Here is a 14525-nt window from a genome sequence, read left to right on the forward strand (position 1 = left end):
CGCCGCAAGTAACATTCAAGTCGCCCCCGGCCTTTCGTGGCGGGCGTTTTCCCTTCCCAGCCAAGAGCAGCACGTCCTTGTCCCTTTCCGGCCTCATCACCGCGCTGGCGACCCCGTTCCGGGCCGACGGCGCCCTCGATCCCGACGGTTGGCAGCGCCTGCTGCACCTGCAACTGGAAGGTGGCGTCCATGGCGTTGTCGTAGCCGGCTCGACCGGTGAAGCGGCAACCCTCACCGATGCCGAGTACGACCTGCTGCTGGCCAGCGCGGTCGAGCGCATCGGCGGCCGCATCCCGGTCATGGCCGGTACCGGCCTTTCGGGCACCGCCAAGACCATCGAACAGACCCGCCGTGCCGCCGCGCTCGGTGCCAGCCATGCGCTGGTGGTCACCCCGCCTTATGTGCGGCCGACCCAGGCTGGCCTGATCGCGCACTACCGCGCGGTCGCCGACCAGGGCGGGCTGCCGGTCGTGCTGTACAACGTGCCAGGCCGTACCGGTTGCGACATGCAGCCGGAGACCGTGGCCGAGCTGGCCAGCCACCCCAACATCGTCGGCATCAAGGAAGCGGTGGGTGACACCGGCCGGGTGCAGGCGCTGCTCGCGCTGCGCAGCCCGCAGTTTGCCGTGCTCAGCGGCGACGACGGTACGGCCGCGCGTTCGATCCAGGCCGGTATCGACGGCCTGATCTCGGTGGGTTCCAATGTGCTTCCGGGCGCCTACCGCCGGATGTGCGAACTGGCCGCCGCGCACGATCACGAAGCCACCGGGTCGTGGGATGCGCGCCTGCATCCGTTCCATGATTTCTGTGGTGTCGAACCGAACCCGATCCCGGTCAAGGCGCTGCTGCGCCGCATCGGCATCGGTCATGACCTGCGCCTGCCGCTGCTGCCGCTGTCGGCAGCGCATCATCCGGCTGCCGACCATCTTGCCGGCGACATCGCCGCCCTCGAAGCCCTTTCCAGCCACTGACCTTCCGTCTTGGTCTGACCCAGGAGATTCACATGCGTCAATCCGTTTCCACCGTCCGCGTGCTGTCCTACGCCCTGCTTGCCGTGGCTGTCGCCGCCGGTACCACCGGCTGCTTCAAGCGTGGCGTCAAGGGCGACTACGCCCTGGCCCCGGAAATGCGTCCGCTGGAAGTGCCGCCGGACCTGAACCTGCCCAATGCCACCACCGACAACAAGGTGCCGGCGCTGACCTCTGCGACCAAGCCGGCGGCCCCGGTTGCCGCAGCCCCGGCGGTGGGCAACACCGGTTTCACCATTGCCGGCGGCAAGGATGAAGCCTTCGCCAAGGTCGGCACCGCGCTGGAAGGCGTCGAAGGCGTGACCATCGCCAGCCGCGCGCAGCTGCTGGGCTCGTACGACGTGGCCTATGAAGGCAGCAACTTCCTGGTCCGCGTGGTGGCCGTCGATGCCGGCGCCTACATCTCCGCGGTCGACCCGCGTGGCCTGCCGGCCACCGCCGAAGCGCCGGTGAAGCTGATCGCTGCGCTGAAGGCGAAGCTGGCCCAGTAAGGGGAGGCCAGGTGGGCGCGGACCCAGGTCCGCACCTGCCCGGGTAGAGGCCGACCCTGGTTGGCGCTTTTGTGCCAACCAAGGTTGGCACCTGCCGGATCTTGCGGTTGGCACCTGCCGAGAAGCAGAAAAGGGCGCCGATGGCGCCCTTTTCCGTTGCCACTCCAGGCGCTTCTCAGCGCTCCAGCAGCTTCAGCTTGTCCGGCTTGCCGTCCCATTCGCCGGCGTCGGCGGGCGGGTCCTTGCGCACGGTCAGCACCGGCCACTCCTTCGTCAGCTCGGCGTTGAGGGCGACGAAGCCTTCCTGGCCGGCGGGAACATCGTCCTCCGGGAAGATCGCATTGACCGGGCACTCCGGCTCGCAGAGGGTGCAGTCGATGCACTCATCCGGGTCGATCACCAGGAAGTTGGGGCCTTCGTGGAAGCAATCCACGGGGCACACTTCCACGCAATCGGTGTGTTTGCACTTGATGCAGTTTTCGGTGACGACAAAGGGCATGGGCTGGGGGTGGATCGATTCCTGAACCCGCTAATTCTAGAACAGGTTGGCCCCCGGTGTCGGCGCGGGACGGAAAACGGGCGTCTGGCAGGCGCGGCGGTGGCGGTCATTGGCGGCACGGCAAGGCCTGTGCGACGCTGCGCGGCAACCGGTCCCCGTGGCCGGACTCCCTTCCCAGCAGGATCGTCCATGTCCCAAGCCCAGTCCGGCACCGCCTCCCACGGTGGTGAAAACACGGCGTTCATCGTCCTGATCAGTTGCGTGGCCACGCTCGGTGGATTCCTGTTCGGTTTCGACAGTGGTGTCATCAATGGCACGGTCGATGGCCTGCGCCAGGCCTTCAACTCCAGCGAGGCGGCGCTGGGTTTCGAAGTCGCCTCGATGCTGCTGGGCTGCGCGATCGGTGCATTCCTGGCCGGCTGGTTGGGCGACCGCCTGGGGCGACGTGGTGTCCTGATCGTGTCCGCGCTGATGTTCCTGGTTTCGGCGCTGGGCGCCGGGGCGGCCCACGCGTCCTGGCTGTTCATCGCGGCCCGCGTGCTGGGCGGCTTTGCGGTGGGGGCGGCCAGCGTGATGTCGCCGGCCTACATCGCCGAAGTCGCCTCGGCGCGCTATCGCGGCCGCCTGGCCACGGTGCAGCAGATGGCGATCATCTGCGGCCTGTTCGCGGCCTTCCTCAGCAATTACCTGCTGGCCCGCGCCGCCGGCGCCTCGACCGAGCCCTTGTGGCTGGGCCATGAGGCCTGGCGCTGGATGTTCTGGATGCAGGCGCTGCCGTCGGGGTTGTTCCTGCTGCTGTTGCTGGTGATCCCGGAAAGCCCGCGTTTCCTGGTGCTGAAGGGCCGCCAGGCGCAGGCGAGGGCGGTGCTGTCGCGGCTGTATGGCGAGGTCGCTGCCACGGCCAAGCAGGCCGAGATCGAGGCCAGCCTGGCCCAGGACCAGCACAAGCCGCGCTTCAGTGATCTGCGCGACAAGGTCACCGGCAAGCTGCGCCCGATCCTCTGGGTGGGCATCGGCCTGGCCATGTTCCAGCAGCTGGTCGGCATCAATGTGGTGTTCTACTACGGCGCGGTGCTGTGGCAGGCGGTGGGCTTCTCGGAAAGCGACGCGCTGCTGATCAACGTGTTGTCCGGCGCCCTGAGCATCGGTGCCTGCCTGCTGACGGTACTGCTGATCGACCGCATCGGTCGCAAGCCGCTGCTGTGGATCGGCTCGGTCGGCATGTCGGTGGCGCTGGTGCTGATGGTGGTGGCGTTCGCCAGTGGCAGCCTGGTCGATGGGCGCCTGCAGCTGTCCGATGGCATGGGCCGGCTGGCGCTGGTGGCGGCCAACGTCTACGTGGTGTTCTTCAACATGTCCTGGGGCCCGGTGATGTGGGTGATGCTGGGCGAGATGTTCCCCAACCAGATCCGCGGCCCGGCGCTGGCCGTGGCGGGGGCCGCGCAGTGGACCTCGAACTTCGCGATCACCGTGACCTTCCCGATGCTGCTGGCCGGCATCGGCCTGGCTGGCGCCTATGGCATCTACGCGGTCGCCGCGATCCTCTCGATCTTCTTCGTGGTCCGCTGCGTGCGTGAGACCAAGGGCAAGGAGCTGGAGCAGATGGAAGGCTGACGTTGTCTGGCTTCGGTTGCATCCCGTTGGCGCTTGGTTGTCCCGGGTGTGAGGGGGCAGACCGCCCTCTCCAGGACACGCAGAAGCCCATCCATGGTGCTCGATGGCGCCATCCATGGCGCCAACGGTCCTGGAGAGGGCGGTCTGCCCCATTCGGACAGTTTCATGGTGCGTGCGGACGCGGCGAAGCGCTGGTCGGTTGTTGCCGACGCTCGCGGGAAACCGTCCAGAGTCGGTGGGGTCACCCAGGGCGGGACCGTTGGCGCCATGGATGGCGCCATCGAGCCCCCATGGATGGGTTCACGGCGTGTCCTGCCCTGGGTGACCCCACCGGCTCAAGCCGATTGCAGGGAGACGCCAATGCGACCAAGTCGACCGACGCCATCACAACCCCGGAAAACAGAAAAGCCCGCACGAGGCGGGCTTTTTCGGTTCCTGCTGCGGCGACTGGCGCTCCCTAGGGGACTCGAACCCCTGTTTTAGCCTTGAGAGGGCCACGTCCTAACCACTAGACGAAGGGAGCGTAACTGTGTCGCTGCCGAGGCAGGAGCGCTAGTATATGCACCTCGATGCCATTGGGCAATCCCGAAACTTCAACCGGAAGCGCCAACATCATTTCCTCTGCTACATCACCGTTCAGCCTGCGCGTCATCCCGCGCGACCAGCACACGATCTCCCGCAAGGACATCAGCCCGAACGCCCTGCGCGTGCTTTATCGCCTGCGCGATGCCGGCTTCGGCGCCTACCTTGTCGGCGGCGCGGTGCGCGATCTGCTGGTCAATGGCCAACCCAAGGATTTCGACGTGGCCACCGACGCCACGCCCGAACAGGTCAAGCAGCTGTTCCGCAACTGCCGCCTGATCGGCCGCCGGTTCCGTCTCGCCCATGTGGTGTTCGGCCGCGAGATCATCGAAGTCGCCACCTTCCGTGCCAACAGCGATGACGGCAGCGGCGACCGCGAGATGGAAAACGGCATGCTCGTGCGCGACAACGTGTACGGCACCATCGAAGACGACGCCGTTCGCCGCGACTTCACCTGCAACGCCCTGTACTACGCCATCGAGGACTTCTCGGTGCGCGACTACACCGGCGGCTTCGAAGACGTGCAGGCGCGCCTGATGAAGCTCATCGGCGATCCCGAGCAGCGTTACCGGGAAGACCCGGTGCGCATGCTGCGTGCGGTGCGCCTGGCGGCCAAGCTCGGCTTCCAGATCGAAGAGGGCACCGCCGCGCCGATCCCGCACCTGGCCGGCCTGCTCAACGAAGCCGCACCGGCGCGCCTGTTCGAGGAAGTGCTCAAGCTGTTCCTGTCCGGGCACGGCGTGGCCAGCTTCGAAGGCCTGGAGCGTTACGGCCTGCTCGACGTACTGTTCCCGGAGAGCGCCAAGGCGCTGAAGTCCAACCGCACCGGCGCGCTGCGCCGCATGCTGGTCGAGGGCCTGGCCAATACCGATGCACGCGTGGCCAACGACGAACCGGTCTCGCCGGCGTTCCTGTTCGCGCTGCTGCTGTGGCCGGCCTTCTGCCGCGCACAGGCGACCCTGCTCAAGCAGGGCGTGGCACCGGAAGAGGCGCAGCGCCGTGCCGCCGACCGCGTCACCGTGCAGCAGCTCAGCACCATCGCGCTGCCGCGCCGCTTCTCGTTGCCGATGCAGGAAATCTGGCTGCTGCAGTCGCGCTTCAGCTCGCGCCAGCGCAAGCGCGTGTTCCGTACCCTGACCCATCCGCGCTTCCGTGCCGCGTTCGATTTCCTCAGCCTGCGCCAGGTGGCTTCGTCCGAGCACGCTGCCGATGTCGAGTTCTGGCGCGAAGCACAGGCGCAGTCCGGCCGTGAGCTGGAGTCGTCGCTGGATGCGATGCACAGCGAAGATGGCGATGACGAGAGCGGGGCGCCGCGCAAGCGTCGCCGTCGCCGTCGCCGTCCGGGCGCCACGGCCGGTGCAGCGGGCGAGTAAGCGATGACCCTTGCCTGGATCGGCCTCGGCGCCAACCTTGGTGACGCGGCCGCCACCGTCAGCGCGGCGATTGCCGCGCTGGACGGCCTGCCCGGGACCCGCCTGCGCCAGGCCTCGCGGCTTTATGCAACGCCGGCCTGGGGTAATGAAGACCAGCCGCCGTTCGTCAATGCGGTGGCCTCGGTCGAAACCACGCTGCCGGCCGATGAGCTGCTGCAGGCGATGCTGGCACTGGAGCAGGGTTTTGGCCGCGTGCGCGATCCGGCGATGCACTGGGGGCCGCGCGCGCTGGACCTGGACCTGCTGCTGTATGGCGCGCAGGTACTCGATCGACCAGGCCTGCAGGTACCGCATCCTTACCTGCACGAGCGTGCCTTCGTGTTGGTGCCGCTGGCCGAAATCGCGCCGGATCTGGCCATTCCTGGCCATGGCAGCGTGCGGGATGCAGTGATGCGGGTGGATGCCTGCGGGATTGCGCCGATAGGGTGATAATGCCCGGGTTATCTCCCCCGGTTATCAGCACATGAGCACCCACGCAGACAGCAAGCCCTGGACCGTTCCCGCCCTGGCCGAGGCCAAGCGCAATGGCCAGAAGCTGGTCATGTTGACCGCCTACGACGCTGGCTTTGCCCGCACTTTCGACGCAAATGGCATTGACCTGATCCTGATCGGCGATTCGCTGGGCATGGTCGTGCAGGGCCATGATTCGACCCTGCCGGTGACCGTGGCCGACATGGTTTACCACACCCGCGCCGTGGCCCGCGTGCTGCAGCGTGCGCTGCTGGTGGCCGACCTGCCGTTCGGCGCCGATGCCACCCCGGAGCGCGCGCTGGATGCATCGCTGCAGCTGCTGCAGGCCGGTGCCGAGATGGTCAAGATCGAAGGCGCCGGCTTCAAGGTCGACATCATCCGCTACCTGGTCGAACGCGAGATTCCGGTCTGCGCGCACCTGGGCCTGACCCCGCAGTCGGTGCTGCGCCTGGGCGGCTTCAAGATCCAGGGCCGCGGCGATGCTGCACGCCAGCTGGTGGAGGATGCCAAGGCCGTGACTGCCGCGGGCGCCAGCATCATGGTGCTCGAATGCGTGCCGACCCCGGTCGCCGCCGAGGTGACCGCTGCAGTGGCGGTGCCGACCATCGGCATCGGTGCTGGCCCGCAGTGCGACGGCCAGGTGCTGGTGCTGCACGATTTCCTCGGCCTGGACAGTGGCCATCGCCGTCCCAAGTTCGTCAAGGATTTCCTTGCCGAAGGTGGTTCGGTGGCCGGTGCCACCCGCGCCTATGCCGACGCCGTGCGCGACGGCAGCTTCCCCGACGAACAGCACGCCTACGCCCAATGATCCAGACCTTCAACGAGCTCGGCGCGCTGCGCGAGCAGATCGCCCAGTGGAAGCGCGAGGGCCTGCGCGTGGCGCTGGTGCCGACCATGGGCAACCTGCATGGTGGCCACCATTCGCTGGTGACCCTGGCCCGCCAGTATGCCGACAAGGTGGTGGCGAGCATCTTCGTCAACCCGACCCAGTTCGGGCCGAATGAAGACTTCAACCGCTACCCGCGCACGCCCGAGGCCGACGTGGCCGGGCTGGAGCAGGCCGGCTGCGATGCGGTGTGGCTGCCCAGCGTCGAGGCGATGTACCCGCTGGGCGTGGACAAGACCACGCGCATGCACGCGCCGGGCGTGAGTGAAGTGCTGGAAGGCGCCAGCCGTCCGGGACACTTCGATGGCGTGTGCACGGTGGTGGCGCGCCTGTTCCTGCAGGTGCAGCCGGACGTGGCCGTGTTCGGCCGCAAGGACTACCAGCAGCTTGCCGTGATCAAGCAGATGGTGGCCGAGCTGTCGTTCCCGATCCAGATCGTCGGTGCGGAGATCGTGCGGGACGAGGATGGCCTGGCCAAGAGTTCGCGCAACCAGTACCTGAGCGCCGAACAGCGCCCGGTCGCGACCACCATCCACCGCACCCTGATGGGGATGCGCGAGGGCTACGTCGCGGGGCAGGCGCGCGAGCGCATCGAGGCCGACGCCACGGCGGCATTGCAGGCGGCCGGTTTCCAGGTCGACTACGCCGTGCTGCGCACTCCGGAACTGGCCGAGCCGACCTTCGACGGCGGTGGCCGCGTGGCGCTGATCGCCGCACGCCTGGGCACCACCCGCTTGATCGACAACCTGGAGTTCTGAGCCGCGTGCGGCTTGGGGGCGCCCGCAACGGGCGCCTCTCCACTTCCCACGGACGGGAGACCGGAAATGAAAACCCCCAGCACTGATACCGGCCGTCTTGCCCAGGCCTCTATCCTGGCGGTGTTGGCGGCAGGCATGCTGCCGGCCCAGCTGTTTGGCGGCCTGTTGTTCGCGCTTGAATTCAGGCGTACGCCGATGCCTGCGCTTACAGGTGGTGGGCTGATGTTCGTGCTGGCCGTCTGCAATGCCATCGCGGTGTTGCTGCCGATGGCGCTGATCCTTCAGTCTCAGCAGCGCCTGCGCCGGGCCGGATTCGTACTGGTCGGCTTCGGGCTGGGCGCGCTGGCCATGGCCGCCTGCGCCTGGCCGGGCGCGGACAACGGTCCGCTGCTGCAGCGCCTGCGCTATGTCGACACCTTCGACGTGATCAGCTATGCCCTGCAGGTGCTGGCCGCGGGTGGCTTCGGCCTGGTCGCCGGGCTGGCCTTCCATACGGTGTTCCGGCTGTCTCTGGAGGGCAGTTCCGGGCATGCCGCGACGCCGCCACCGGGGGAGGGGGCCTGAACAGCCTTCAGCGTCCTGCCGCAGCCCCCTGACGACGGCCAAGCGGGTGCTAGAATCCGCTCTTTCCTTTGCCGTTGCAGCGCCCCCATGCACCTGTCCCTGCTCAAGACCAAGATCCACCGCGCCACCGTCACCCATTCCGAGCTGAACTACGAAGGCTCGATCGCCATCGATGACAACCTGCTGGCTGCCACCGGCATCCGCGAGTTCGAGCAGGTGCACATCTGGGACGTGACCAACGGTGCGCGCTTCTCAACCTACGCCATCCGCGCCGAAGCCGGCAGCGGCGTCGTCTCGCTCAACGGTGGCGCTGCGCGTCACGTGCAGGTCGGTGACATCATCATCATCGCCGCGTTCGCCAGCATGACCGAGCAGGAAGCCGATAGCTTCAGGCCGAAGCTGGTGTACGTTGATGGCAAGAACCAGATCACCCACACCAACGACACGATCCCGACCCAGGCCGCATGACAACGAACAACGGATTCGACTCGCTGCATTCCCACGCCCAGCGCCTGAAGGGCGCAAGCATTCCCAGCCTGCTCGCCGCCGAACCCGGCCGCGTCCAGGATCTGGCGCTGCGGGTCGGTCCGTTGTACGTCAACTTAGCCCGGCAGAAATACGATGCTGCGGCGCTGCAGGCGTTGCTGGCGCTGGCTGCCGACCGTGATGTCGGCGGTGCCATCACCCGCCTGTTCCGCGGCGAGCAGGTCAATCTGACCGAAGGCCGCGCGGCGCTGCATACCGCGCTGCGTGGCGACGTGGTCGATGCGCCGGTGGCGGCGGAGGCCTATGCCACCGCACGCGACATCCGCCAGCGCATGGGCGTGCTGGTGCGCGCGCTGGAAGACAGCGGCGTGACCGATGTGGTCAGCGTCGGCATCGGTGGTTCCGACCTCGGTCCGCGCCTGGTCGCCGATGCGCTGCGCCCGATCACCGGTGCGCGCCTGCGCGTGCATTTCGTGTCGAACGTGGACGGCGCCGCCATGCAGCGCACGCTGGCCACGCTGGATCCGGCGAAGACCGCCGGCATCCTCATTTCCAAGACCTTCGGCACGCAGGAAACCCTGCTCAACGGCCAGATCCTGCACGACTGGCTGGGCGGCAGCGAGCGCCTGTACGCGGTCAGCGCCAATCCCGAACGCGCCGCCAAGGCCTTCGCGATCGCCGCCGATCGCGTGCTGCCGATGTGGGACTGGGTCGGTGGCCGTTATTCGCTGTGGTCGGCGGTCGGTTTCCCGATCGCGCTGGCGATCGGCTTCGAGCGCTTTGAGCAGCTGCTGGAAGGCGCGGCGCAGATGGATGCGCATGCGCTGGATGCACCGCTGGAGCGCAACCTGCCGGTGCTGCACGGCCTGACCGATATCTGGAACCGCAACCTGCTGGGCCATGCCACGCACGCGGTGATGACCTATGACCAGCGCCTGGCGCTGCTGCCGGCCTACCTGCAGCAGCTGGTGATGGAAAGCCTGGGCAAGCGCGTGCAGCGTGACGGCCAGCCGGTCACCACCGACACCGTGCCGGTATGGTGGGGCGGGGCAGGCACCGACGTGCAGCACAGCTTCTTCCAGGCGCTGCACCAGGGCACCAGCATCATTCCGGCCGATTTCATCGGCTGCGTGCACAACGACGATCCGTACACGATCAATCACCAGGCACTGCTGGCCAACCTGCTGGCGCAGACCGAAGCGCTGGCCAATGGCCAGAGCAGCGAGGACCCGCACCGTGATTACCCGGGCGGCCGCCCGAGCACGCTGATCCTGCTCGACGCGCTGACCCCGCAGGCGCTGGGTGCGCTGATCGCCATGTACGAACACGCCGTGTACGTGCAGTCGGTGATCTGGAACATCAACGCGTTCGACCAGTTTGGTGTCGAGCTGGGCAAGCAGCTGGCCAGTGGCCTGCTGCCGGCGCTGCAGGGCGAGGACGTGGCGATTGCCGATCCGATGACCCGCGAGATCCTGGCACAGCTGAAGGGCTGAGGTTCGGGTGCCGGCCAGCGGCCGGCACTACCGGTGGTCCTGCCTTCTGGTAGTGCCGGCCGCTGGCCGGCATCCTGGCGATGCCTTCACCGTTCATGAGGTTGCCGGCCAGCGGCCGGCACTACCGCGTCACCGGCTCGGGTCGCGCTCCGGGCTGGGCCGCTTGGCCAGCTTGCGCTGCAGCGAGCGCCGGTGCATGCCGAGCAGGCGCGCGGCCGCCGAAACATTCCCGCCGGTTTCGTGCATCGCCTGCTGGATGTGTTCCCATTGCAGGCGGCTGATCGGCGTCATCGCGTCCGGCACTTCCATTTCGCCATCGTCGGCCGGGCCGTCGTCTTCCTCGCCGAGGGCGCGCAGGATCATCGGCACCGTGGCCGGCTTCGGCAGGTAATCATCCGCCCCCAGTTTGATCGCCTCCACTGCGGTGGCGATGCTGGCGTAGCCGGTCACCAGCAGGATGCGCATGTCCGCGCGCAGCGCGCGCAGCGGCTGGATCAGCGCCAGGCCGGAATCGCTGCCCAGCTTCAGGTCGATCAGTGCGAACGCCGGGGGATGCTGGCGGGCCAGCGCCAGTGCGCTGGCGGCATCCTGTGCGGTCTGCGTTTCCAGGCCTTTGCGGGCCAGGCTGCGCTGCAGGGTGCGCAGGTACAGCTCGTCGTCGTCGACCAGCAGGCCCAGGGTGGAGTGGTGAAGGCTCATGGGGTGTCCTCGCGTGGGGCCAGCGGCAGGCGGAAGCCGACGCGGCTGCCGGCCCCCTGGGCCGGGCGCATCCACATTTCGCCGTCGAGGCGTTCGATGGTGGCATGGGACAGGGCCAGGCCGACGCCCATGCCCTCGCTCTTGCTGCTGCCGAACAGCTTGCCCGGCAGCACGGCGGCACGGGCGTCGAAGCCATGGCCGTAGTCGCGTACTTCGCCGATCAGGTCATCGCCTTCGATGCGCAGGTCCAGGTCCACGCGCGGCCGGCCGGCCTTCTCGCCGGCATCGGCGGCATTGTTGAGCAGGACCATCAGCAGATGGCCCACGCCCGGGTCGAGTGGCAGCCGCAGCGGTGCATCGTCGTTGCGGTGCAGGTCGATGGTCGGCCGTACCAGGCGCCACTGCTCCAGCACCTGCTGGGCGCTGGAATGGCTGCGGCCGGGCGCGTCGGCCGAGGCCGGTGCGGCCAGCGCCAGTACGCGCTCCCGGCACTGCACCAGCAGCTCGCGCAGGGTTTCCATGTCCTCGCGCACTTCAGGCTCTTCGCTGCGCTCGGCGACATCGTCGGCAAGCAGGGTCATGGTCGCCAGCGGTGTGTTCAATTCATGCGCGACCGAGGCGGCATGGGTGGCCAGGGCGACGATGCCCTCGTTGCGGGCGAAGCGCTCGCGCAGTGCCGACAGTTCCAGTTCGCGCTCCCGCAGCGCCAGTGCCAGGCGGGTGGAGAAGGCCAGCACCACCGCAGCGGAAATCAGGAAGTTGGCGACCACGCCCCAGCGATTGAGGTCCTGCGCGCGGAAATAGCCGTCCGGCAGCGATTGCCCGAAGATGCCGCTGGCGGCGTAGCCGAGCAGGCAGGCCAGCGCGACCGCCAGCGCCCAGCGCAGGGGCAGGGCGAACGCGGCCAGTGCGATCAGGATCAGGAACAGTGAACTGAACGGGTTGGCCATGCCACCGCTCCAGCCGACCATCCAGGTCAGGATGATCACGTCCACCAGGATGTGGCCGAATGCGGTCAGCGGCGCGGTGTCGGCCGCTTCCGGGCGCAGCTGGGTATAGACGTTGAACAGGGTCAGCACCGCCACGCCTGCCCACAGCGGCAGCTGCGGCAATGGCAGGCCCAGCACCCAGGTGGCGACCAGGATGGTGGCGGCCTGGCCGCCTACGGCAAGCCAGCGCAGGCTGCACAGGGTGCGGAGAAACGGGGCGTCGGGACCGGTCATTCACGCTCATCGTATGCGTTCACGCGTGCACATGCCTGCGACAATCGGCCGCAGCCGTGCCGCCGGCTGAATGCGAGTCACCCGGAATGCGGGGCCGGGCGCTAGAATGCCCGCATGCACGACGCCGTCACCCGCCCGACTCCCCCATCCGATGCCACCGCCTGGCCCCGTCGCCAGACCCATGCCGTCCAGATCGGCGGGGTCACCGTAGGCGGAGGCAAGCCGGTGGTGGTGCAGTCGATGACCAACACCGATACCTCCGACGTGGCCTCCAGCGTGAAGCAGGTGGCCGAGTTGTGGCGTGCCGGTTCGGAAATGGTGCGGTTGACCGTCAACACCGTGGAAGCCGCTGCCGCGATCCCGCGCATCGTCGACAAGCTGGCGATGATGGGCATCGACGTGCCGCTGATCGGTGATTTCCATTACAACGGCCACCAGTTGCTCACCGCCGAACCGGCGTGTGCCGAAGCACTGGCCAAGTACCGCATCAACCCGGGCAACGTCGGCTTCGGCAAGAAGAAGGACCTGCAGTTCGCCCAGTTGATCGAGTTCGCGATCCGCTACAACAAGCCGGTGCGCATCGGTGCCAACTGGGGCTCGCTGGACCAGGCCTTGGCGGCCAGGCTGATGGACGAGAACAACCATCGCGAGCAGCCCTGGGACGCCGGCCGCGTGCTGCGCGAGGCGCTGATCCGTTCGGCGCTGGATTCGGCCGAGCAGGCGGTGGAACTCGGCCTGCCGCGCGATCGCATCGTGCTGTCAGCCAAGGTCAGCGGCGTGCAGGAACTGATCGCGGTGTACCGCGACCTGGCCCAGCGCTCCGACTTCGCCCTGCACCTGGGCCTGACCGAAGCCGGTATCGGCAGCAAGGGCATCGTCGCCTCGTCGGCAGCACTGAGCGTGCTGCTGCAGGAAGGCATCGGTGACACCATCCGCATCTCGCTGACCCCGGAACCGGGCCAGTCGCGTACGCAGGAAGTGATCGTCGCCCAGGAACTGCTGCAGACCACCGGCCAGCGCGCCTTCACGCCGCTGGTCACGGCCTGCCCGGGCTGCGGCCGCACCACCTCCGAGTTCTTCCAGGAGCTGGCCAAAGTGGTGCAGAACCACGTGCGCGAGAAGATGCCGCTGTGGAAGATCCACCATCCCGGCGCGGAGAACATGACCCTGGCGGTGATGGGCTGCATCGTCAACGGACCGGGTGAGTCGCGTCATGCCAACATCGGCATCTCGCTGCCGGGCACGGGTGAAACGCCTGCGGCACCGGTGTTCGTCGATGGCGAGAAGAAGGTGACCCTGCGCGGCGACAACATCGCCCAGGAGTTCGTCGCCCTGATCGACGACTACGTCGAACACAAATATGTCCGAAGCGCCGGATAAGCCCGCGATCCTTGCTGCGCCGGAGTCCGCCTCCGGTTTCCGACACTGGATGGCACGCAACGCCTGGCGCCTGGTTCTGCTGTTCGGCGGTGTACTGCTGCCGCTGGCGGGTTTCGTCGCCCTGGCCGACGAAGTGCACGAGTTTGAATCGTTCCATTTCGATGCCCCCCTGCTGTGGCAGATGCATGGTCTGCATTCGCCGCTGCTGGACCGCTTCTTCGTGCTCATCTCAAAACTGGGCTACGAATGGTTCCTGATTCCGGCCGACGTGCTGATCATCGGCATGCTGCTGGGTTACCGGCGTTGGCGCGAGGCTACGTTCGTGGCGGTCAGCTTCGTCGGCTCGGCGTTGCTGAACATGGGCAGCAAGCACTTCTTCCAGCGCCAGCGCCCCAGCCTGTGGGAATCGATCGCGCCAGAATCGACGTTCAGCTTTCCCAGCGGCCACGCGATGGGCTCGATGACCCTGGCCGTGACCCTGGTGCTGCTGGCCTGGAACACCCGCTGGCGCTGGCCGGTGCTGCTGCTGGCGCCCTCGTTCAGCCTGCTGGTCAGCGTTTCCCGGGTCTATCTGGGGGTGCATTACCCCTCGGACATCCTGGCCGGATGGTGTGCCGCGCTGGTTTGGGTGGTAGGGTGCTATCTGGTCATGTTCAGTCGCCGGCATCCTTGGCGACGTCACGATTCGCCGCCAGCGACGGCCAGCGAAGCATCACCACAGGGGGATTGACGTGGATGGCCCCTCCGGGGCGTCTACGTAATAGATCAGTTGTTTCGTTGCAGCAGGTTCTGCAAGACAGGGGGCAAGCACAACGCGCGGTACTGTGATGCGCAAGGCAGAACGCCTGGGTCGCATCTCGAACGCGCTTGCAGGGGTATCGGCGCCCTGCCTAGCTTGACCTGCAATGGCCGCATGCG

General features: G+C 67.5%; 15 protein-coding genes and 1 tRNA gene. 12 read left to right on the forward strand and 4 right to left on the reverse strand.

What is annotated here, in order from left to right:
* Positions 1-77: 77 nt before the first annotated feature.
* Both dapA and EGM71_RS07895 read left to right on the forward strand, forming a co-directional pair.
* Entirely contained in the window at positions 78-971 is an 894-nt protein-coding gene (dapA, locus tag EGM71_RS07890; protein ID WP_188488956.1) for a 4-hydroxy-tetrahydrodipicolinate synthase, read from the forward strand.
* 32 nt (positions 972-1003) lie between these two features.
* Positions 1004-1519: a hypothetical protein gene (locus tag EGM71_RS07895; RefSeq protein ID WP_188488958.1), complete on the forward strand. Its 516-nt coding sequence runs from the start codon at positions 1004-1006 to the stop codon at positions 1517-1519.
* A 175-nt stretch (positions 1520-1694) separates the two neighbouring features.
* Here the strand turns inward: EGM71_RS07895 and fdxA are convergent, their stop codons facing one another.
* On the reverse strand, positions 1695-2018 hold the full coding sequence (gene fdxA / locus EGM71_RS07900) for a ferredoxin FdxA (RefSeq protein WP_188488960.1): 324 nt from the start codon (positions 2016-2018) through the stop codon (positions 1695-1697).
* 189 nt (positions 2019-2207) lie between these two features.
* On the opposite strand from fdxA, the gene EGM71_RS07905 reads away from it, so the two are divergent.
* Positions 2208-3632 carry a sugar porter family MFS transporter gene (locus tag EGM71_RS07905; RefSeq protein WP_188488962.1) on the forward strand — a complete coding sequence of 475 codons (1425 nt, stop codon included), beginning with the start codon at positions 2208-2210 and terminating at the stop codon, positions 3630-3632.
* A 448-nt stretch (positions 3633-4080) separates the two neighbouring features.
* Here EGM71_RS07905 and EGM71_RS07910 read toward each other — a convergent pair.
* Positions 4081-4155: transfer RNA gene (locus EGM71_RS07910), tRNA-Glu, on the reverse strand.
* Positions 4156-4207: 52 nt separating this feature from the next.
* Between EGM71_RS07910 and pcnB the strand changes: the two genes are divergently transcribed.
* The 7 genes from pcnB to pgi all read left to right on the forward strand — a co-directional run bounded on the left by pcnB (position 4208) and on the right by pgi (position 10305).
* The gene (pcnB, locus tag EGM71_RS07915) at positions 4208-5587 is read left to right on the forward strand and encodes a polynucleotide adenylyltransferase PcnB (protein ID WP_188488964.1); all 1380 of its coding nucleotides are present in this window, start codon (positions 4208-4210) and stop codon (positions 5585-5587) included.
* A 3-nt stretch (positions 5588-5590) separates the two neighbouring features.
* Positions 5591-6076, forward strand: a complete 486-nt coding sequence (gene folK / locus EGM71_RS07920; RefSeq protein ID WP_188488966.1) for a 2-amino-4-hydroxy-6-hydroxymethyldihydropteridine diphosphokinase — start codon at positions 5591-5593, stop codon at positions 6074-6076.
* A gap of 34 nt (positions 6077-6110) precedes the next feature.
* Entirely contained in the window at positions 6111-6926 is an 816-nt protein-coding gene (gene panB, locus EGM71_RS07925; protein ID WP_188488968.1) for a 3-methyl-2-oxobutanoate hydroxymethyltransferase, read from the forward strand.
* A complete protein-coding gene (gene panC, locus EGM71_RS07930) occupies positions 6923-7762 on the forward strand; it encodes a pantoate--beta-alanine ligase (protein ID WP_188488970.1) in 840 nt (279 codons plus the stop codon). Before panB ends, panC begins: the two co-directional genes overlap by 4 nt.
* A gap of 66 nt (positions 7763-7828) precedes the next feature.
* Complete coding sequence (locus tag EGM71_RS07935; RefSeq protein WP_188488972.1) at positions 7829-8326, forward strand: hypothetical protein; 498 nt, start codon at positions 7829-7831, stop codon at positions 8324-8326.
* 87 nt (positions 8327-8413) lie between these two features.
* Entirely contained in the window at positions 8414-8794 is a 381-nt protein-coding gene (gene panD / locus EGM71_RS07940; protein ID WP_188488974.1) for an aspartate 1-decarboxylase, read from the forward strand.
* Positions 8791-10305 (forward strand): glucose-6-phosphate isomerase, encoded by a 1515-nt coding sequence (gene pgi, locus EGM71_RS07945; protein WP_188488976.1) that lies wholly within the window; start codon positions 8791-8793, stop codon positions 10303-10305. The genes panD and pgi overlap by 4 nt, the downstream gene beginning before the upstream one ends.
* 129 nt (positions 10306-10434) lie before the next feature.
* On the opposite strand, the gene EGM71_RS07950 is transcribed toward pgi, so the two are convergent.
* Positions 10435-11004: a response regulator transcription factor gene (locus EGM71_RS07950; RefSeq protein ID WP_012510702.1), complete on the reverse strand. Its 570-nt coding sequence runs from the start codon at positions 11002-11004 to the stop codon at positions 10435-10437.
* The gene (locus tag EGM71_RS07955) at positions 11001-12227 is read right to left on the reverse strand and encodes an ATP-binding protein (RefSeq protein WP_188488978.1); all 1227 of its coding nucleotides are present in this window, start codon (positions 12225-12227) and stop codon (positions 11001-11003) included. Before EGM71_RS07955 ends, EGM71_RS07950 begins: the two co-directional genes overlap by 4 nt.
* Before the next feature lie 114 nt (positions 12228-12341).
* Between EGM71_RS07955 and ispG the strand changes: the two genes are divergently transcribed.
* Positions 12342-13607, forward strand: a complete 1266-nt coding sequence (ispG, locus tag EGM71_RS07960) for a flavodoxin-dependent (E)-4-hydroxy-3-methylbut-2-enyl-diphosphate synthase (protein ID WP_188488980.1) — start codon at positions 12342-12344, stop codon at positions 13605-13607.
* Complete coding sequence (locus EGM71_RS07965) at positions 13588-14337, forward strand: phosphatase PAP2 family protein (RefSeq protein WP_188488982.1); 750 nt, start codon at positions 13588-13590, stop codon at positions 14335-14337. Before ispG ends, EGM71_RS07965 begins: the two co-directional genes overlap by 20 nt.
* Positions 14338-14525 lie beyond the last annotated feature (188 nt).

Origin of the sequence: Stenotrophomonas maltophilia (genome assembly GCF_006970445.1) — a bacterium.
GTDB classification, from domain to species: domain Bacteria; phylum Pseudomonadota; class Gammaproteobacteria; order Xanthomonadales; family Xanthomonadaceae; genus Stenotrophomonas; species Stenotrophomonas maltophilia_AU.